This is a genomic window from Streptomyces sp. NPDC049813 (assembly GCF_044465085.1).
GTDB lineage: Bacteria > Actinomycetota > Actinomycetes > Streptomycetales > Streptomycetaceae > Streptomyces.
Map to the genome: position 1 here is coordinate 489,930 of NZ_JBITLI010000005.1, position 19,239 is coordinate 509,168.

Annotated in this window: 14 protein-coding genes and 2 pseudogenes; 7 read left to right on the forward strand and 9 right to left on the reverse strand. The window is 72.4% G+C overall.

Features of this window, described 5'->3' with window-relative positions; translation table 11 throughout:
- Nucleotides 1–295 precede the first annotated feature (295 nt).
- The gene (locus ACIBW6_RS14860) at nt 296–2,272 is read left to right on the forward strand and encodes an ATP-binding cassette domain-containing protein (RefSeq protein ID WP_399059679.1); all 1,977 of its coding nucleotides are present in this window, start codon (nt 296–298) and stop codon (nt 2,270–2,272) included.
- On the opposite strand, the pseudogene ACIBW6_RS14865 reads toward ACIBW6_RS14860, so the two are convergent.
- Nucleotides 2,186–2,701, reverse strand: a pseudogene (locus ACIBW6_RS14865) (LuxR C-terminal-related transcriptional regulator); the annotation flags it as partial. The gene ACIBW6_RS14860 and the pseudogene ACIBW6_RS14865 sit on opposite strands and share 87 nt — an antisense overlap.
- 100 nt (nt 2,702–2,801) lie before the next feature.
- Nucleotides 2,802–3,422 (reverse strand): TetR family transcriptional regulator, encoded by a 621-nt coding sequence (locus ACIBW6_RS14870; protein WP_399059680.1) that lies wholly within the window; start codon nt 3,420–3,422, stop codon nt 2,802–2,804.
- Between the two features lie 184 nt (nt 3,423–3,606).
- Between ACIBW6_RS14870 and ACIBW6_RS14875 the strand changes: the two genes are divergently transcribed.
- Genes ACIBW6_RS14875 through ACIBW6_RS14885 form a run of 3 tightly spaced genes read left to right on the forward strand, consistent with a single transcriptional unit; the run spans nt 3,607 to nt 6,739 of the window.
- Nucleotides 3,607–4,932: a glycosyltransferase family 4 protein gene (locus ACIBW6_RS14875; RefSeq protein ID WP_399059681.1), complete on the forward strand. Its 1,326-nt coding sequence runs from the start codon at nt 3,607–3,609 to the stop codon at nt 4,930–4,932.
- Nucleotides 4,926–5,669, forward strand: coding sequence for a methyltransferase domain-containing protein (locus ACIBW6_RS14880; RefSeq protein WP_399059682.1), 744 nt, complete (start codon nt 4,926–4,928; stop codon nt 5,667–5,669). Before ACIBW6_RS14875 ends, ACIBW6_RS14880 begins: the two co-directional genes overlap by 7 nt.
- Nucleotides 5,666–6,739: a prenyltransferase/squalene oxidase repeat-containing protein gene (locus tag ACIBW6_RS14885; protein ID WP_399059683.1), complete on the forward strand. Its 1,074-nt coding sequence runs from the start codon at nt 5,666–5,668 to the stop codon at nt 6,737–6,739. The genes ACIBW6_RS14880 and ACIBW6_RS14885 overlap by 4 nt, the downstream gene beginning before the upstream one ends.
- Nucleotides 6,740–6,755: 16 nt before the next feature.
- On the opposite strand, the gene ACIBW6_RS14890 is transcribed toward ACIBW6_RS14885, so the two are convergent.
- The gene (locus ACIBW6_RS14890) at nt 6,756–7,043 is read right to left on the reverse strand and encodes a hypothetical protein (protein ID WP_399059684.1); all 288 of its coding nucleotides are present in this window, start codon (nt 7,041–7,043) and stop codon (nt 6,756–6,758) included.
- Between the two features lie 138 nt (nt 7,044–7,181).
- Here ACIBW6_RS14890 and ACIBW6_RS14895 point away from each other — a divergent pair, with 138 nt between their 5' ends.
- Nucleotides 7,182–7,733: a hypothetical protein gene (locus ACIBW6_RS14895; RefSeq protein ID WP_399059685.1), complete on the forward strand. Its 552-nt coding sequence runs from the start codon at nt 7,182–7,184 to the stop codon at nt 7,731–7,733.
- 4 nt (nt 7,734–7,737) lie between these two features.
- Here the strand turns inward: ACIBW6_RS14895 and ACIBW6_RS14900 are convergent, their stop codons facing one another.
- The 5 genes from ACIBW6_RS14900 to ACIBW6_RS14920 all read right to left on the reverse strand — a co-directional run bounded on the left by ACIBW6_RS14900 (nt 7,738) and on the right by ACIBW6_RS14920 (nt 11,830).
- Entirely contained in the window at nt 7,738–8,748 is a 1,011-nt protein-coding gene (locus ACIBW6_RS14900) for an LLM class F420-dependent oxidoreductase (protein WP_399059686.1), read from the reverse strand.
- Nucleotides 8,749–8,872: 124 nt separating this feature from the next.
- Entirely contained in the window at nt 8,873–9,742 is an 870-nt protein-coding gene (locus tag ACIBW6_RS14905) for a hypothetical protein (protein WP_399059687.1), read from the reverse strand.
- 129 nt (nt 9,743–9,871) lie between these two features.
- The gene (locus ACIBW6_RS14910) at nt 9,872–10,897 is read right to left on the reverse strand and encodes an N-acetylmuramoyl-L-alanine amidase (protein ID WP_399059688.1); all 1,026 of its coding nucleotides are present in this window, start codon (nt 10,895–10,897) and stop codon (nt 9,872–9,874) included.
- A gap of 22 nt (nt 10,898–10,919) precedes the next feature.
- Nucleotides 10,920–11,588, reverse strand: a complete 669-nt coding sequence (locus tag ACIBW6_RS14915) for a class I SAM-dependent methyltransferase (RefSeq protein WP_399059689.1) — start codon at nt 11,586–11,588, stop codon at nt 10,920–10,922.
- Nucleotides 11,589–11,614: 26 nt separating this feature from the next.
- Entirely contained in the window at nt 11,615–11,830 is a 216-nt protein-coding gene (locus tag ACIBW6_RS14920; RefSeq protein ID WP_399059690.1) for a hypothetical protein, read from the reverse strand.
- A 566-nt stretch (nt 11,831–12,396) separates the two neighbouring features.
- On the opposite strand from ACIBW6_RS14920, the gene ACIBW6_RS14925 reads away from it, so the two are divergent.
- A complete protein-coding gene (locus tag ACIBW6_RS14925) occupies nt 12,397–16,134 on the forward strand; it encodes a HEAT repeat domain-containing protein (protein ID WP_399059691.1) in 3,738 nt (1,245 codons plus the stop codon).
- A gap of 117 nt (nt 16,135–16,251) precedes the next feature.
- Here ACIBW6_RS14925 and ACIBW6_RS14930 read toward each other — a convergent pair whose 3' ends face one another.
- On the reverse strand, nt 16,252–17,991 hold the full coding sequence (locus tag ACIBW6_RS14930) for an MFS transporter (protein WP_399059692.1): 1,740 nt from the start codon (nt 17,989–17,991) through the stop codon (nt 16,252–16,254).
- A gap of 230 nt (nt 17,992–18,221) precedes the next feature.
- On the opposite strand from ACIBW6_RS14930, the pseudogene ACIBW6_RS14935 reads away from it, so the two are divergent.
- A pseudogene (locus ACIBW6_RS14935) lies at nt 18,222–18,839 on the forward strand (acyl-CoA dehydrogenase family protein); the annotation flags it as partial.
- Nucleotides 18,840–19,239: the final 400 nt, after the last annotated feature.

Sequence of the window (19,239 nt, forward strand, 5' to 3'; positions counted from 1 at the left end):
CCGCGCCCGGCTTCGGCACCCCGCCCGGCACTGATGCCCCGCCCGGCACTGGCAACTTGCCCGGTACTGGCACGGCGCCCGGCATCGGCACGGCGCCCGGCATCGGCACCGCACCCGGCACTGGCACTCCGCCGGGCACCGGCACCGCGCCGGGCACCGACGCCTCGCCCGGCACTGGCTCCCCGCCCGGCACCGGCACCCCGCCGGACACCCGCACCCCGCCCGGCACCGGCACCCGCACCCGTCCCGCCAGGGACCCCCGCCCCGGCGGGACGGCGTGAGCGGGGCGCCGTCCATGGGCGGCACCTACCGGCGCGGGCTGCGGTTCCTGTTGCGGCGGCGGCGTACCGTCGCCCGGCTCATCGCCTGGTCCGTCCTGGAGACCGGGCAGACGTTCCTGCTCGGGCAGGCGCTGGCCCGGGCCCTCGACGACGGGTTCCTCGCCGGGCGCCAGGACGTCGGCCTGCTCTGGCTCGGCGTGGCCGTGCTCGGCGTCGCCGCCGGGGCGCTCGGCACCGCCCGGGTCTACGGCGCCGTCGCCGGGCTCGTCGAACCGCTGCGGGACCTCCTCGTGCGCCGGGTCGTCGAGCGCGGCGTGCGGGCCGGCGACGGCGCGGCGGTCTCCCGGCTCACCCAGCAGGTGGAGATCGCCCGCGACACCTTCGCCGGCCTCGTCATGGTCTCCCGGGCCTTCGTGTTCACCGCGGCCGGCGCCCTGATCGGCCTCTTCTCGCTCGCCCCGGTGCTGCTGCTCGTGGTCGCGCCGCCGCTGGTCGCCGGGGTCGCCCTGTTCCTCGCCACGCTGCGCCCGCTCGCCCGCGGGCAGGAGGCCTTCCTGATCGCCGACGAGACGGTCTCGGCCCGCCTCACCACCGTCTGCGCCGGGCTCCGGGACGTCACGGCGGCCGGCGCCGAGGACCCGGCCGCCCGGGACGCGGGCACGCTGATCGACCGCGAGTACCGGGCGGCCAGGACCCTGGCGTGGTGGGCGGTGCCCCGGGTGCTCGCCCTCGGCATCGGCGGCCAGCTCCCGCTGCTGCTGCTCCTGGTGACCGCGCCGTGGACGCTGGACCGGGGGGTGAGCGCGGGCGCCCTGGTCGGCGCCCTCGCCTACGTCGGCCAGTCCCTGCTGCCCGCCCTGCAGAACCTGGTCCACGGCCTGGGCGCGGGCGGCTCGCGCCTGGTGGTGGTCCTGCGCAGGCTGACGGCGGAACCCGCGCCGGGACCCCGTCCGGCCGAACTGCCCCCGGCCCCGGAGCGGCAGGACGCCGCACCCCCCTCCGGCCCGCGGAACGACCCGCTCCGCCCGGGGACCGAGGGGCCCGCACGACCGGGTCGGAGAACGGCTGAAAAGGCCACATTGACGACGGGCCCCGCACACCCATGTCCGCCCGCACTGGAGGCGGTTTCCCTGACCTTCGCCTACGGGCCGGGCGCCGATCCGGTCCTCGACGGGCTCACGCTGACCGTCCCCGAGGGCGGCCACCTCGCCGTGGTCGGCCCCAGCGGCATCGGCAAGTCCACCCTGGCGGGGCTCGCCGCCGGGCTGCTGGTGCCCGGTGCCGGCACGGTCCGGGTGGCGGGGAAACCCGCCCGCTCCCCGGGGGCGGCCGCGCGACGCGTGCTGATCCCGCAGGAGGCGTACGTCTTCAGCGGCACCCTGCGCGACAACCTGGGCTGTCTGCGCCCCGACCCGGTCCCCGACGACGAACTCGCCCGCGCCGCCGAGGCGGTGGGCCTCGGCCCGCTCCTCGGCCGCCTCGGCGGACTCGACGCCCCGCTCGACCCGGCGGCCCTGTCCGCGGGGGAGCGCCAGCTCGTCGCGCTGACCCGCGCCTACCTCTCGACCGCCCCGCTCGCCCTGCTGGACGAGGCCACCTGCCACCTCGACCCGGTGGCGGAGGAGCGCGCCGAGCGGGCGTTCGCCGCCCGGCCCGGCGGCACCCTGGTGGTGGTCGCCCACCGCATCAGCTCCGCCCGCCGGGCCGCGCAGGTCCTCGTCATGGACGGCACCCGGGCCGTCAGCGGCCGGCACGAGGAGCTGCTCGCGCGCTCCTCGCTCTACCGCGACCTCGCCGGGGCCTGGGACGGGGCAGGCCGGTCACAGCCAGCCCTCGCCCTGGGATATCCGGATGGCGTCGATCCTGTTGCGGGCGCCGATCTTGCGGGTGATGGCGGCCATGTAGTTGCGCACCGTCCCGTTGGACAGATGCAGGCTGCGGGCGATCTCGGAGATCGAGGCGCCCCCGGCGGCGAGCGACAGCACACCTAACTCCCGTAACGTCAGAGGATTCTGTGATGCCTTCAGGAAGCCGAAGCCCAGGGAGTCGTCGACGAACCGCTGCCCCTTGGCCACCTGTCTGATGCCGATGAGGAGCCGCTCCACGGGCCCGTCCTTGTCCACGTACCCCATCGCCTGCGCCTCCACGGCCCGGCGCAGCAGCCCGGGCCTGCTGGTGCTGGCCAGCACCACGAGCGAACACCGCAGCTCGGCCAGCGGCGGTATCCCGTACGGCATCTCGCAGTCCAGGTCGGCCACGCAGATGTGCGGTTTCAGCGTGCCCGCCTTGCCCGGCGCGCTGCGCCACGGTGCGTGCTCCACCTCCAGGTCCGGTTCCTTGGACAGTTGTTCGGCCAGGGCCGAACGCATCAGACACGAATCGTGCACAAGAAGTACCCGGGTCACGTCTGCCCCCCTCATGACCGACGGCTCGCGGTCGCGTCGTCCAGCGCGTGTCAGCAATTCAACCGGCGGGTTCCCCGTTGTGGCTGCACAGAACTGGCCAAGGCCTACCGGGGGGTCAGTCCTGGCCGGGATCGGTCAGGTCGATGAGCTTGCAGACGGTCTCGATGTCGATCTTCACCTGGGCGATCGAGGCGCGCCCCGACAGCCAGGTGATGAGCGCCGAGTGCCAGGTGTGCTCGATGACCCGGACGGCCGAGAGCTGCGCGGGGGTCGGGTCGTCCAGCTCCATCGCGTCCAGGATGATCGCCGTGGTCTGCCGGGAGACCTGGTCCACCTCGGGGCTGACGCTGCGGTCCGCGAAGGTCAGGGCCCGCACCATGGCGTCGGCCAGGTGCGGTTCGCGCTGCAGCGCGCGGAAGGCCCGCATCAGCGTCTCGGCCACCCGCTCGGCGGGGGAGTCCGAGGACGGCGGCCGTTTGCGGACGGTGGTGTGCATGTGCTGGAGCTGGTCCTGCATGGTGGCGACCAGCAGGTGGACCTTGCTCGGGAAGTAGCGGTACAGCGTGCCGAGGGCGACCCGCGAGTCCTCGGCGACCTCCCGCATCTGCACCGCGTCGAAGCCGCCGCGAGCCGCCAGCTGGGCGCTCGCGTGCAGGATGCGGCGGCGCCGCGCCTCCTGCCGCTCGGTGAGCGCGGGGGCGCCCTGTGCGGAGCTTCTGGCGTCCGGAGCTGTCATCAGTTCGCTTCCGTGTCCCGTGGTCCCGGCCGTGGCGTGAATCACCCGATCCGCCGGTCACAGCCTGGCTACCTGCCGGTAGATTCGGTGCTCATTGAACGATCAAGTCTGAAACTTGTTCTAGATTAGCGTCCCCACGTAGTGTCCAGTGTCCACGGGCAAGCAGGGAGAAGGGTGGCCTGGAGTGACCGCGGAGTCGTTGCGCATCGCTCTCCTCACGTACAAGGGCAACCCGTTCTGCGGGGGCCAGGGCGTGTACGTACGGCACCTCTCCCGTGAGCTGGCCCGGCTCGGGCACCGGGTCGAGGTGATCGGCGCCCAGCCCTACCCGGTCCTCGATACGGGCGACGGGCTCGACGGGCTCTCCCTGACCGAGCTGCCCAGCCTCGACCTGTACCGCAGCCCCGACCCCTTCCGTACCCCCGGACGCGGCGAGTACCGCGACTGGATCGACGTCGCCGAGGTCGCCACCATGTGGACCGGCGGCTTCCCCGAACCCCTGACGTTCTCCCTGCGCGCCGGCCGCCATCTGCGGGCCAGGCGCGGCGAGTTCGACGTCGTGCACGACAACCAGACGCTCGGCTACGGCCTCCTGGGCGGCCCCGCGTCCCTGGGCGCCCCGCTCGTCACCACCATCCACCACCCCATCACCGTCGACCGGCAGCTGGAGCTGGACGCCGCGGCGACCTGGCGGCGGCGGATGTCGGTGCGCCGCTGGTACGGCTTCACCAGCATGCAGAAGCGGGTCGCGCGCCGCCTGCCGTCCGTGCTCACCGTCTCCGGCACCTCCCGCGACGAGATCGTCCAGCACCTCGGGGTGGCCGGGAGCCGGATCAGCGTCGTCCACATCGGCGCCGACACCGACCTCTTCTCGCCGGATCCCGCCGTGCCGGTGGTGCCCGGGCGGATCGTGACCACCTCCAGCGCCGACGTCCCGCTCAAGGGCCTCGTCTTCCTCGTCGAGGCGCTCGCCAAGGTGCGCGCCGAGCACCCCGGCGCCCACCTCGTCGTCGTCGGCAAGCGCGCCGAGGACGGGCCCGTCGCCCAGGCCATCGAGCGGTACGGACTCGAAGGAGCCGTCCGGTTCGTCAAGGGCATCAGCGACCGGGAGCTGGTCGACCTGGTCCGCTCCGCGCAGGTCGCGTGCGTGCCCTCGCTCTACGAAGGCTTCTCGCTGCCCGCCGCCGAGGCCATGGCCACCGGCACCCCGCTCGTCGCCACCACCGGCGGCGCGATCCCCGAGGTCGCGGGCCCCGACGGCGAGACCTGCCTCGCGGTGCCGCCCGGCGACGCGGGCGCCCTCGCCACCGCCCTCGCCCGGCTGCTCGGCGACGAGGAGCTGCGCGCCCGCCTCGGCGCCGCCGGCCGCGCCCGGGTCCTCGCCCGCTTCACCTGGGCGCGGGCCGCCCAGGGCACGGCCGAGCGGTACCGCGCGGCCATCGACGCCGCCCCCGGCGCCGCCGTACGACCGACCCAGGAAACCCCTCAGGAAAGCAGGGCCACGTGCTGACCGTCGACTTCACCCGCTTCCCGCTCGCCGCGGGTGATCGCGTCCTCGACCTCGGCTGCGGAGCCGGCCGGCACGCCTTCGAGTGCTACCGGCGCGGGGCCCAGGTCGTCGCGCTCGACCAGAACGCGGAAGAGATCGCCGAGGTCGCCAAGTGGTTCGCCGCCATGAAGGAGGCCGGCGAGGCCCCCGCGGGCGCCACCGCCACCGCGATGGAGGGCGACGCGCTCCACCTGCCCTTCCCCGACGAGTCGTTCGACGTCGTCATCATCAGCGAGGTGATGGAGCACATCCCCGACGACAAGGGCGTGCTCGCCGAGATGGTGCGCGTGCTCAGGCCCGGCGGCCGCATCGCCGTCACCGTGCCGCGCTACGGCCCCGAGAAGGTCTGCTGGGCGCTGTCCGACGAGTACCACGAGGTCGAGGGCGGCCACATCCGCATCTACAAGGCGGACGAACTGCTCGGCAAGATGCGCGAGGCGGGCCTCAAGCCGTACGGCACGCACCACGCGCACGCCCTGCACGCGCCGTACTGGTGGCTCAAGTGCGCGTTCGGCGTCGACAACGACAAGGCCCTGCCGGTCAAGGCGTACCACAAGCTGCTGGTCTGGGACATCATGAAGAAGCCCGCCCTGACCCGGGTCGCCGAGCAGCTGCTCAACCCCGTCGTCGGCAAGAGCTTCGTCGCCTACGCCACCAAGCCGCACCTGCCGAAGAAGGACAGCGGGGCCGGGGCGTGAGCAGTCCCGAGCGGACCGAACTCCTCGTTCTCGACGGCGTCCTGACGGCCGATCAGGTCGCGCACACGGTACGCGGGCTGCTTGCCGTGCAGCGCCCGGACGGGGCGATCCCGTGGTTCCGCCACCACCACCTCGACCCGTGGGACCACACAGAGACCGCCATGGCGCTCGACGTGGCCGGCGAGCACGAGGCGGCGGCGCGCGCCTACGACTGGCTCGCCCGGCACCAGAACGAGGACGGCTCCTGGTACGCCGCCTACCACGACGGCGACCCGGACGACGTCACCGACCGCGGCCGCGAGACCAACTTCGTCGCGTACGTGGCCGTCGGCGTCTGGCACCACTACCTCTCCACCGGCGACGACGCCTTCCTGGACCGGATGTGGCCGGTGGTCGGCGCGGCGATCGGGTTCGTGCTGCGGCTCCAGCGGCCCGGCGGCCAGATCGGCTGGAAGCGCGACGCCGACGGCGGCGCGGTCGACGACGCGCTGCTGACCGGCAGCTCCTCGATCCACCACGCGCTGCGCTGCGCGCTCGCCATCGCCGAACAGCGCGAAGAGCCGCAGCCCGACTGGGAGTTGGCGCTCGGCGCACTGCGGCACGCGATCCGGCGCCACCCCGAGCGGTTCCTCGACAAGGACCGCTACTCGATGGACTGGTACTACCCCGTGCTCGGCGGCGCGCTGCGCGGAGCCGAGGCGAAGGCGCGGATCGAGCGGGACTGGGAGCGGTTCGTGGTCCCCGGGCTCGGCGTGCGCTGCGTCGTGCCGAACCCCTGGGTGACCGGCGGCGAGAGCGCCGAACTCGCCCTCGCCCTGTGGGCGACGGGCGAGTCCGACCGTGCGCTGACGATCCTTCAGGACATCCAGCACCTGCGTGATGCCCGCACCGGCCTGTACTGGACCGGGTACGTCTTCGAGGACCGGGCCGTGTGGCCCGAGGAGCTCACGACGTGGACCGCGGGCTCCGTGCTGCTCGCCGTGGCCGCGCTCGGCGGGGACGAGGCGACCTGCCAGGTGTTCGGCGGCGAGCTGCTGCCGTCCGGCGTCGAACCGGACTGCTGTCGCTGACCGTCTGCACAGGTGGTCAGCGGCGGCTCAGCTGATTGGCCACGAAGTGGCCGATGGCCAGGTAGACGACCGCGGCGAGGCCGTAGCCCGCGACCACGCGCGCCCACGCGGCGTCGAAGGTGAACAGGTCGTGCGACCAGCCGGCGAGCCAGTTCGCCGCCTCGTGGACCCACTGGACCAGGTCGTTGCCCCGGTTCGCGTCCAGCAGATACATCAGGATCCACAGGACGAGGATGACGGCCAGGATGTCTGCAATGATCATGACAACCCGGCCTGCGCTTGAGCCTCTCCGATTCACAGCCATGAAGTCCAGATGTCCCCGAATCCCGCGGGAAAACCACGCCCGGGACCGCCGACACGGACGGGCGCGCCCGGGTGGCGCGGTGACCGGGGCCGGGTGACGCTGCCAGCAGTGCAGCCCGAGGTCCGGAGGTAACCCGTGGTGCCCAGCTCCCCCCTTTCCGCGCGCCGCCTGTCCGTGGCCGTGCTCCTGTGCGGCTCGCTGCTGGCGGGCACCACCGCGTGCGGCGGTGACGACAAGGACACGACGGCCAACCCCAGCACCTCTTCCACCGCCGAGCGGCAGAAACTCGCCAAGACCCGGTTCGTGGCCAACGCGGGCATCGCCGCCGGCGCCACCTACCAGTGGATCGTGAAGCCGTGGAAGGCGGGCAAGTTCAAGAAGGGCGCGGACGGCCGCAAGTTCGCGCTCGTCAAGGCGGGCCTGGCCGGCGGCCTCACCTACAACCGGCTGAAGGCCGCCAAGAAGAACGCCGAGGGCGACCCCACGCTCGCCAAGGCCATCGCCCCGCTCACCTCCGGCATCGACGCGCTCAAGGACCTGCCGGGCAAGCTGCGCAAGGGTGACGGCACCGACTCGGTCGCCTCGTCCTTCGACGACATCATCAACAAGGTGAAGAACGCGGGCAGCGACGCCGGCGCCCCCGTCAAGGACAAGGTGCCCTCCGCCTCCGAACTCACCAAGGGCAGCTGAGCGACTACGAGTTCAGCTTCGCCAGCGTGCGCAGGGTGCCGGGGTCCGGTGACAGCAGGAGCACGTCCGTCACCGGGCCCTTGCGCCACTCCTGGAGCCGCTCGGCGATCCGCCCGCGCGGCCCGACGAGCGAGATCTCGTCGGCGAACGCGTCCGGCACCGCGCGGACCGCCTCCTCCCGCCGCCCCTGCGCGAACAGCTCCTGGACGCGGCGCGCCTCGGCCTCGTACCCCATCCGCGCCATCAGGTCGGCGTGGAAGTTGCGGGTGCTGTGCCCCATGCCGCCGATGTAGAACCCGAGCATCGCCTTGACCGGCAGCAGCCCCTCGGTGACGTCGTCGCAGACCTGCGCCCGGGCCATCGGCGCGACCATGAACCCTTCCGGCACGCCGGCGAGCGCCGCCCCGTACGCGTCGGTCCTGGCCGGCGACCAGTACAGCGGCAACCAGCCGTCGGCGATCCGTACCGTCTGCGCGACGTTCTTCGGGCCCTCGGCGCCCAGCAGGACCGGCAGGTCCGCGCGGAGCGGGTGCGTGATCGGCTTCAGGGCCTTGCCGAGCCCGGTCCCGTCCTCGCCCCGGTAGGGGTGCGCGTGGAAGCGGCCCGCGGCCTCGACCGGGCCCTCGCGCCGCAGGACCTGGCGGACCACGTCGACGTACTCCCGGGTCGCCGTCAGCGGGGAGCGGGGGAACGGACGCCCGTACCAGCCCTCCACCACCTGTGGCCCGGACAGGCCGAGGCCCAGCATCATCCGGCCGCCGGACAGGTGGTCGAGGGTGAGCGCGTGCATCGCGGTCGTGGTGGGGGAGCGGGCCGCCATCTGCGCGATGGCGGTGCCGAGCCGGATCCGCCGGGTGTGCGCGGCGAACCAGGTCAGCGGGGTGAAGGCGTCGCTGCCCCAGGACTCGGAGGTCCACACCGAGTCGTACCCCAGCTCCTCCGCGGTCCGTACGAGGTCGAGATGGCCGGGGTCGGGCCCGCGCCCCCAGTAGCCGAGTGCGAGTCCGAGCCGCATGCGCGCCCCCTCCGGACGAGCCGTACCTGACGGCAGCCAACTGATGGTGCATCAGTTCGGGGGACAGTACGCGAAAGGCCCCCCGCCCGGAAGTGGGCGAGGGGCCTGACGCGGCGGGACAGGGTCAGCCGCGCTGGATCCCCGTGGTGTCCTGGAGCACGCCGCGGCGGCCGTCCTGCGTCTGGGCGACGAGGCCGGGACCGCGCTGCTCGACAGCCAAGTACCAGGTGCCGGGCGCCAGTTCCGCGATCGGGGTCGGCGAGCCGTCCTCCGCGTACAGCGGGCGCGGCACCGGCACGGCGAACCAGAACGGGGAGAACTCCCCGGCCCGCTGCCCGCCCTGGGCGGGACCCGGCTGCGGCGCCGCGGCCTGCTGCGGCTGCCCGCCGAACGGCTGGCCGGGACCGGGCTGGCCCGGGCCGGGCTGGCCCGGCTGGGCGCCGTAGGGCTGGCCCGGCTGCTGCTGGGCGCCCGGGTATCCGTAGCCACCCCCCGGCTGGCCGCCGTAGGGCTGCGGCTGCTGCGGGCGCGGGGCGCCGACGAGGGCGGCCTTGAGCGCCGGGACCAGCGGGGTGGCGATCGCGGCGGCGGCCATGACCAGGGTGGCGATCAGGGCGAGGATGGCACCGATGCCGGGGTCGGCGCTGTCGCCGCCGCTGCCGAAGTTGTTGGCGCCCCCGGACGGGTCGAAGATGTTGCCGAGGGCGGCCCACGCGGCGAGCACGGTGCACGCGACACCGAACTGGCCGAGGTCGAGGCCCGCGACCTTGGTCGGCTGGGGCAGGCCCCGGGCGACGACGATGAGGACCGCGCCGATGATGCCCGCGAGGACCACGCTCATCAGCAGCGGGCCGCTGCCCCACGAGTTCGGGCTGCTGATGCTGTCGGGGACGTTGTCGCCGAGCGAGTAGATATCGAGGAACGAGGCGATGAACAGCAACACCGCTGCTCCGATCACCACGCCGTCGCCTCGAGTGAGGGAGCGGATATTCACTTCAGGGTCCTTCGTCAGTCGTCTCGTCATCGGAGGAGGCGGCGCCAAGCGCGGGAGTGGCCCCACATCGTACGGAGGACACTATCGTCCGCGTCCTTGGGGTGTCCGCCGAGATCCACAGGGTGACATCTACCCCCGCAGGAAACTCACGATTCCCTCAGAGATGCCCTGCGCCGCCTTCTGTCGCCACGCGCCGGAGGTCAGCCGGTTCACGTCCTGCGTGTCCCGCATGTTGCCGCACTCGATGAAGACCTTGGGCACGGTCGACAGGTTCAGTCCCCCCAGGTCGCTGCGGGTGTCCAGGCCGGTGCCGCCGCCGATGTAGTTCGACGGGGGCTGCCCCGTGGCCTGGAGGAACTTGCCCGCGATGCGCTCGCCGAGGTCACGCGACGAGGCCACGATCGGCCGGGTGTCCGCGGCCCCGGCCTGCACGGATGCGGGAAGGATCACATGGAAGCCGCGGTTGCCCGCCGCGGAGCCGTCCGCGTGCACGGAGATCGCCGCGTCCGCCTTCGCCTCGTTGCCGATCGCGGCGCGCTCGGTGACGCAGGGCCCCCAGGCCCGGTCGCCGTTCTGCGTCAACTTCACGGTGGCGCCCTGCTCTTGCAGCAGCGTGCGCAGCCGGCGCGACACGTCCAGCGTGAACTGCGCCTCCGTGTACCCGGCGTTGGTGGAGGTGCCGGTGGTGTCGCACTCCTTGCTGGCATTGCCCACGTTCACCTGGCGATTGATATCCGCCGGGTGCTGAAAGTTACCCGGATTGTGACCCGGGTCGATGACGACGACCTTGCCGCGCAGCGGCCCCGAGCCGCCGCCCGCCGGCTTCGACGGCGCCTTCGACGTGCGCGGCGCGGCCGGGGACGTCGCGGTTTTCGACGGGGGCGCGCTCGGCGCCTTCGCGTCCGAGTCCTGGGGCGACGCGTCCGAGGAGGCCGAGGACGTGCCCGGCGCCGGGAGCACCTGGGGCGGCTCGCTCTCCCCGGGGCCGCTCACGACCTGCCACACCAGGTACGCCGCGAGCGCCGTCGGCACCAGCGCGGCGAGGGCGATCAGCGCCGGGCGCCCGCGGAACCGACGCCCCCCGGGGCCTTGCCCCGGGTCGTCGTCGCGGTAGAAGTCATCAAAGCCGTCCGGTTCCGGACCTACGTACGACACGTCGTCGACGATAACGGTGAGTTCAGATCCCCGCGCCCGTCCGGCGCAGGACGCGCAGGGAATCGCACTGCGAGACCTCGGTGAACGCGCCGGACTCCAGCGCCCGGAGGTAGACGCGGTACGGGGCCTGACCGGTCCACTCGTCGTGCTTGACGGGGAAGACGTCGTGGATGGCGAGCAGTCCGCCCTCGGCGACGTGCGGGGCCCAGCCCTCGTAGTCGGCGTTCGCGTGCTCGTCGGTGTGCCCGCCGTCGACGAAGACCAGACCGAGCGGGCCGCCCCAGACCCGGGCGACCTGCGGGGAGCGGCCGACCAGCGCGACCACGTGCTCCTCCAGGCCCGCCGCGTGCAGCGTCCGCCGGAAGGCGGGCAGCGTGTCCATGAGCCCGACGACCGGGTCGACCGTCTCAGGGTCGTGGAAGTCCCAGCCGGGCTGCTGCTCCTCGCTGCCGCGGTGGTGGTCGACGGTGAGCGCCGTGACCCCCGCGGAGCGGGCCGCGTCGGCGAGCAGCAGGGTGGAGCGTCCGCAGTAGGTGCCGACCTCCAGGAGCGGCAGCCCCAGCGCGGCGGCCTCGACCGCGGCGGCGTACAGCGCGAGGCCCTCACCGAGCGGCATGAACCCCTTGGCCTGCTCGAAGGCGGCGAGGACGTCGGCGTTCGGGGTGGGACGTGTACTGGTCATGGCGCTCATGCTGCCGTACCGAGGTATCGGGGCCCTCACTGAGGGGGCCAGGCCCGGCGGAGGGAGCGCGCAAGGGTACTGAGGGCGTCGACGAGGGCGGCAAGGGTCTGCCGGGCCGCCCGACGGCGGTAGGCGTGGCGGGACCAGACCGACGGCAGGACGACGCCGACGAAGAGCAGGAGGAAGCCGAACAGGGCGAGTGCGCCCAGCGGGCCGAGGGCGGACAGGCCTGAGCTGACGACGACGGTCATGTGAGCTCTCCACGGAGCGAGGGGGAACGCGACGCAGCCAGCTTCAGTTGCCCGCCGGGCAACGTGTCGCCCTCTGGTACGACTTGAGATTTCCCTGCCGTTCCCGCACGTCATCGCCTACTTTGATGACGACGGTCGGGACGACGCGGTACGCGGTGACACGCGTGGCACGGGGGTGGACGATGGGAACGGGTGAGGGCGGCTCCGCCGGGACGGCGCGGGCGGCGTTCGGCGGGCAGTTACGGGCGTTGAGGATCGCCGTCGGGGCGCGGAACGCCGACATCGTGGCAGCGTCCACGCATGCTGTGGAGTCGAAGCGGCCGGGCGCCCGGCCGCTGAGCGCGAACGCGGTGAGCCGGCTTGAGTCCGGAGCCGCGGCGAAGCCGCCGGACTGGGATCTGGTCGCGTCGTACGTCCTCGCCTGCCGTCGGCACGCAGGACGGACGCAGATTCGCGTCCCGGCGGCCCGGTTCGACCTGGACGAGTGGAAGGCGCAGCACACGGTTCTGACCGGAGTGCTGCAATCCGATGCCGCCTCCGGTTCGCAGGAACTCTCCGCGAAGGACGTGGAGGCCGCTGTCGCGGCGTACGCCCAGCGGGTCCGGGAGACCTGGGGCCACCTCGACCTGGAGGTACTGCTCCCCCTCGACGACCAGGGCCGGCACCCCGCGATCCGCCTCCGCGAGATCTTCGTGGAAGCCGGGGTACGAGCCGACCCGCCGCCCGTGGAACTGCCGCGTGAACTGGTGCGCAGGCTCGTCGAGTCGGGGGAACTGCCGGAGGGCGACCAGTTGCCGACCGGGGCGTTGGACGCGCTGAAGGAACTGCAGGAAGCGTACGACGATCGCCCCACCTCGCCCGTTCTCCAGGTGCTGGGCGCGAGCGACACCCGCAAGCACGTGGTGCTGGGGGATCCGGGCGCGGGCAAGTCAACCCTTGCCAAGTTCCTCGCCCTGACGCTCGCCGGCCGGGGAGACCGGTCCGCCCGGCACCACATCCCGGAGGTCCTCGCCGACCGCATCGGCATCATCGTCGAACTGCGGCAGTACGCCGAGCCGCAGTGGTACCAGCGCACCTACGAGGACTTCCTCGCACACCGTCAGGATCAGCTCGGCCTGTGTGTACCGCCGCCCGTGCTGACCCATCTCCTGAGTACCGGGCGGGCGTTGCTGGTCTTCGACGGCCTGGACGAGGTCTTCGACCCGAAAGTGCGCCAGGCCGCTTCGGAGCAGATCGCCGCGTTCGCCGCGCGCTGGCCGCTGGCCCGGATCGTCGTCACGTCCCGCGTCATCGGATACAAGCGGCATGTCTTCGACGGCGCCGACTTCACACATTTCATGTTGCAGGACCTGGATCAGGGGCAGATCGCCACCTTCACCGACCGCTGGTACACCCTGTCGTCGCCCGCCGATCCCGAGCAGGCGGCCCGGCTCTCCCAGCGCCTCCAGGACGCCGTGCGCGACTCCCGGCCGATCCGTGAGCTGGCGGGCAATCCGCTGCTGCTGACCATTCTGGCGATCGTCGGCCGCCGGCAACCGCTGCCCAAGGACCGCCTCGGCGTCTACCGGCAGGCAGTGACCGTGCTCACCGCCCAATGGGACCAGCAGGCCAAGCACCTGGAGGCCGCTCTCCCGCCCGGCATCAAGGACGTACTGGACGGACTCGACCGGGAGGAGGTGTTGATGATGCTGGCGCGTGCCATGCAGGCGGGCACATCCGGTATCGCGGGCAACCATATTCACGGTGATGACCTCACCGAACTGTTGCGAAGCCATCTTCAGGAGTACGGACTGCCTCCCGGGCCGGCGAGGACCGGCGCCCAGGCCCTCGTCTCCCAGCTGCGTGAGCGGAACTTCATCCTCGCCAGGTACGGCAGCGAGGTCTACGGGTTCGTCCACCGCGCGTTCCTGGAGCATCTAGCGGCCGCCGACATCTACGAGCGCTACACGCGGGGTCGGGCATGGACCCCGGAGGGACTGCTCGACCAGGTGGTCGCCCGGCACGCCCACGACCCGGCTTGGCACGAGGTCCTGCTGCTGCTCATCGGCCGGCTGGAACCACGGGACGCGGCGGCGGCCGTCGACCGGCTGGTCGATCTGCACGACGGGCGAACCGAGGTGGAGGAGGCGCCTGTCCTGGTGCTCGCGATCCGGGCTCTGGCGGAGGTCCCCAAGATCGGGCGGTTGAACAGGCAGAGCGTGCGGGCCGTCCAGGCGTTGACCCGGCTGTTGAACCACGCCTCACCGTCGTTGAACGGTCTGTCCCCCGCGCTCGCCTCGTTCGGGGCGTACTGGGTAGGCCGCGAAGCCTTTCTCAGCTGGTTCCGCACACGGGGCCAGTTCTCTCCGAGCCCGGAGACGCCGCGCCTCGTGTGCCGTCTGGAGCCGTCCCGATCCGACCTGATGCGCTTCGCGCGGCACGCGTACGCCGATTTCGACCGGAGAATCTTCATCGAGGCGCTGGCCGAGCGGTGGCCGCATGATGCCGATGTACAGGCGGCACTCTTCGACATGGCCCGGAACGACCTGAGCGCGGGGGTGCGGGAGAGCGCCTTGTCGGCGTTGTGCGACGACGTTCTGGAACCGGAGAAGGTCCGTGAGCTGGTCCTTCACACCGTCCGGGAGGATGAGAACGGCAACTCGCGGCACATGTCGCTGTACAGGCTCCGTGAGGTGTGGTTCCAGGATGACGCGGTGCGGGCAGTGATCGGCGGGGTGGCCCGCGAGGACGGGCAGCCCAACGTGCGATGGGCGGCGCTACAGATCCTGATCGGTACGGATCCGGAGACCGCCGACGCGCGGCCCATGCTGCGCGAACTCGTTCGGGAAGGCGGGATGGACGCGGACGCCGCCGAACACGCGGAGGCCGTGGAGCGGTGGGCGGGACGCATCGACGGTGAGGCGCTGGTGTCCCAGTTGTCGGGTCCCCAACGGGACCTGGACCCCCAGTGGGCCGTGCTGCGGCTTCTTGCCGAGACCTGTCCGGGCGACGCGGACGTCCGGCGGCTCTTGTTCGCACTGGCTCGTCGCCTGGAAAGCGATTCAGGAGGGCACTTCAGCGGTGACGCCGGTGCTGCCGCGCTGTTCGTGCTGGCCGAGACGTGGCGGCATGATCCGGCGCTCAAGGAACTGCTGTTGGAGCGGGCGCGCAACGCTGCTGGATGGCGGGTGCGCGAAACAGCGTTGAACCTACTCGTACAGCACTGGCGGGAGGACGAAGAGGTGTACTCCCTGTGCCTGGATGTCCTCGGTGAGGACGAGGATCCGGATGTACACAACGTGGCCCTTCAGGCTCTCGGGGAGGTATGGCGGCAAGGGGGGGACCGCAGCCTGCGGCTTCTGGAGGCGGGGCGCGACGACGACCGTCGGCGGGTCCGCCGTGAGGTGCTGCGGATGGTGGCCAGGAACTGGCCCGGGGATGCCGAGATGCGAGCGCTGATCCGTTCCGGTCCCGCAGACGACAAAAAGTCCACTTTGCAGCTTATGGTCAACTATTGGACATCTGATACGGAAATATTCGAGATGCTCAGCGACTTCATGGGCGCCGGCGAGGAAGGCGAGCGGCGCCGCGCGGCAGCAGTGGAGTTGTTGGCGAGGTACCGGCAGGAGACCGGGGACGCGCGGGCGCTGCTGGAACAGCTGCTGCTGAGCGACGAGCCTGCTCTTCTGCGCCGAACGGCGCTGGACCTGCTCGTCGTGTGCTGGCGGGACGACCCGGAGGTCAGGGTTCTTGTGCTCGGCCGGGCCCGCGAGGACGAGAGCACGCAGGTCCGGAGGGCCGCTCTGCGGCTGCTCCTCGGATACTGGTCGGACGACACGGAGGTTCACCTCCTCTTGCTGGAGCAGGCGCGGCAGGCTCCCCAGGACTGGGACCCCGGGGCGGCCGCCTTGGACGCGTTCGCCCTGAGATGGCAGCAGGACGAGTCCGTCCGCCCGCTGTTCCTGGAACTGGCGCGGCACGGTACCGAGGCCACACGGGAGAAGATGGTGGTGCTTCTGGCCGACCGTTGGTCGCAGGACGCGGAGGCCCGTGCCGTGCTGATGTCCATGGCGAGTTCCGAGCGGACCGATGACGCGCAGGAACGCGCCCTGCACGCCGTGGCCGAACACTGGCCGGATGACGCGGAGGTACGGGATGTGATCACCGAAGTGGCCGGCAGGGCAAAGGACGCGAAGGCCCGGACCAGGTCGCCGTACGCCGACGCTCTCTGCGTCATCGCCCTGGCGGGGGACGCGGACCCCGACGCCGACGGCCCCGGCGGCGACACCCACGCCGCGGCAGGGAGCGCTGGGCCGGGTAGGTGAACGTCGGGCCTACCGGCCCCCGGCCCCGTAGCAACAAGCCCCCGCAGACAAGAAGACGCGCCGCGCAAAGCGCGGCGCGTCTTCACGGGGCCGTCGTGGCCCCCGGTCCGGTGCAGGTCAGACCTGTTCCGCGACCGCCCGGAGGGCCAGGTCGACCTGGACCGGGCGCTGCTCGCCGTGGTGGGTGGCGGCCGAGGCGTGCGGGGCGTGGCCCGGGGCCGTGGCGGCGAGGACGTACGCGCCGCCGGCCGGGACCGTGAGCGCGTACCGGCCCTCGGCGTCGGTCAGCGCGGCGCCGGCCTGGCGGCCGTGCCGGTCGATGAGCGTCACCTTGGCGTGGGCGACGGGCAGGCCTGCCGGGTCGAGGACCTGGCCGCGGAAGTCGGCGAGGGCCTCCTCGGCGCGGGCCAGGCCGGCGTCCTCCTCGCTGCTGGCGCGCAGCTGGACGTGCTGGCGCACGGTGGCCGCGCGGCGCCCGGGCAGGAACAGGGCGAGCAGCACACCGGCGCCGACCGCGCCCGTGGCGATGAGGAACGAGACGCGGAAGCCGTGCATGGTGGGGATCGCCGCGCCCCCGACGTGGTCGGCCGTGTTGGCCAGCACCATGCCGATCACCGCGGACGACACCGACGTACCGATGGAGCGCATCAGCGTGTTGAGGCCGTTGGCGGCGCCCGTCTCCGAGGCGTCGACCGCGCCGATGATCAGCGCGGGCAGCGAGGAGTAGGCGAGCCCGATGCCCGCACCCACGACGACCGAGATGACGATGGTCTGCCAGGCGGCGCTCATCAGGCCGAGCCCGGCGCCGTAGCCGATCCCGATGATCAGCATGCCGAGGATGAGGGTGACTTTCGGGCCGAAGCGCGCGGACAGCCGGGCGTAGACCGGAGCGGTGAACATCATCGTCAGGCCCAGCGGCGCCACGCACAGCCCGGCGACGACCATCGACTGGCCGAGGCCGTAGCCGGTCGCGGACGGCAGCTGGAGCAGCTGCGGCAGGACCAGGGAGATCGCGTAGAACGCGACACCGACCATGATCGAGGCGAGGTTGGTGAGCAGCACCTCGCGGCGGGCGGTGGTGCGCAGGTCGACCAGCGGGGCCTTCAGGCGCAGCTCCATCACGCCCCAGGCGAGGAGCACGACGAGCGCGGCGGCGAACAGGCCGAGCGTGGTGCCGCTGCTCCAGCCCCAGTCGCTGCCCTTGGTGATCGGCAGCAGGAACAGGACGAGGCCGAGCGAGAGGCCGAGGGCGCCGGCGACGTCGAAGGTGCCCGTGGCGCGCAGCGGGCTCTCCGGGACGAAGAGGACGGTGAGGACGATCGACACGACGCCGAGGCCCGCGGCGCCGAAGAACAGCGCGTGCCAGTCGGCGTGCTGCGCGACCAGCGCGGCCAGCGGCAGCGCGAGACCGCCGCCGACGCCGATGGAGGAGGACATCAGGGCCATGGCCGAGCCGAGCTTCTCGGGCGGCAGCATGTCCCGCATCAGGCCGATGCCGAGCGGGATGGCTCCCATCGCGAAGCCCTGGAGGGCGCGGCCCGCGATCATGACGACCAGCTGGTCGGTGAAGCCGCAGATCAACGATCCCACCACCATGATCGCCAGGCTCATGAGGAGCATCCGGCGCTTGCCCGCGAGGTCGCCGAGGCGGCCCATGATCGGCGTGGACACGGCACCGGCGAGCAGGGTCGCGGTCAGCACCCAGGTGGCGTTGGAGGGGGCGGTGCTCAGCAGCGCGGGCAGATCCTTGATCACCGGCACGAGCAGGGTCTGCATGACGGCGACGACGATGCCCGCGAAGGCGAGGACGGGGACGACACCGGCTGTTCTGCGCGGAACGGTCGTCGGCTGGGACATGAGGGAAGGCCTCCGGAAGGGGGTCTCGAAGAACGGTGGGGCGTGCGTGGGGCAGTGGGACGAGTCTGCTGCGGGCGGCTTGCGTGTAACTCGAACCTGTTTCCCGAGGCGACTATTCCGACGATCGTCGTACGAACGCGAACCTTGACCTTTTGTTTACATGCTCCGTATCTGACCTACCGTCAGCTGGACTCTTCCGTCTTACTGGAACGTGTTCTACCGTGCGCCGCATGGGCATCGCCATCACGCAGGAACAGCGGGAACTCGCGGACGCCGTGCGTGGCTGGATCGCCCGCACCGTCCCGCCGGAGGAGGTGCGCAAGCTGCTCGACACTCCGCCCGCGCCCGGCCACCGCCCGTCCTACTGGGACGCCCTCGCCGGACAGGGCCTGCTCGGCGTGCACCTGCCCGAGTCCTGCGGCGGCCAGGGCGGGACCCTGCTCGACCTCGCGGTGGTCGTCGAGGAGGCGGGCCGGGCCGCGCTGCCCGGCCCGTATCTCGGCAGCGTCCTCGCCGCCGAGGTGCTGCGCCGCGCCGGGCGGCACGACCTCGCCGGGGCACTGGCCCGCGGCGAGCGGACCGGCGCCGTCGCGCTCGGCCCCGGCGGTCTCACCGCCGCGGCCGGATCCGACGGGCTCGTCCTGGACGGGACCGCGCCCCCGGTCCTCACCGGCGCCGACGCCGACCTGCTCGTCCTCGCGGCCGAGAGTGCCGACGGGGTGGTGTGGCTGGCGGTCGATGCCGGCACCCCGGGGCTCGCCGTGCGGGCGCACGAGAGCGCCGACCCGACCCGGCCCACCGCCGAGGCCGCCGCCACCGGGGCCGCGGTCCCGGCCGACCGTGTTCTCGGCGGTCCCGGTGGCCTCGGCGGTTCCGGTGGCCTCGGTGGTCCCGGTGGTCCCGACGGCCTCGGTGGTCCCGGTGGTCCCGGTGGCCTCGGTGGCCTCGGTGGTCCTGGTGGTTCCGGTGGCCTCGGTGGTCCTGGTGGTTCCGGTGGCCTCGGTGGTCCTGGTGGTTCCGGTGGCCTCGGTGGTCCTGGTGGTTCCGGTGGCCTCGGTGGTCCTGGTGGTTCCGGTGGCCTCGGTGGTCCTGGTGGTTCCGGTGGCCTCGGTGGTCCTGGTGGTTCCGGTGGCCTCGGTGGTCCTGGTGGTTCCGGTGGCCTCGGTGGTCCTTGTGGTTCCGGTGGCCTCGGTGGTCCTGGTGGTTCCGGTGGCCTCGGTGGTCCTGGTGGTTCCGGTGGCCTCGGTG

Coding starts and splice junctions, on each gene's coding strand:
- ACIBW6_RS14860 (WP_399059679.1), top strand. CDS start 296: ATGGGCGGCACCTACCGGCGCGGGCTGCGGTTCCTGTTGCGGCGGCGG.
- ACIBW6_RS14915 (WP_399059689.1), bottom strand. CDS start 11,588: ATGAGCGCCATGACCAGTACACGTCCCACCCCGAACGCCGACGTCCTC.
- ACIBW6_RS14890 (WP_399059684.1), bottom strand. CDS start 7,043: ATGGCTGTGAATCGGAGAGGCTCAAGCGCAGGCCGGGTTGTCATGATC.
- ACIBW6_RS14900 (WP_399059686.1), bottom strand. CDS start 8,748: ATGCGGCTCGGACTCGCACTCGGCTACTGGGGGCGCGGGCCCGACCCC.
- ACIBW6_RS14930 (WP_399059692.1), bottom strand. CDS start 17,991: ATGTCCCAGCCGACGACCGTTCCGCGCAGAACAGCCGGTGTCGTCCCC.
- ACIBW6_RS14870 (WP_399059680.1), bottom strand. CDS start 3,422: ATGACAGCTCCGGACGCCAGAAGCTCCGCACAGGGCGCCCCCGCGCTC.
- ACIBW6_RS14920 (WP_399059690.1), bottom strand. CDS start 11,830: ATGACCGTCGTCGTCAGCTCAGGCCTGTCCGCCCTCGGCCCGCTGGGC.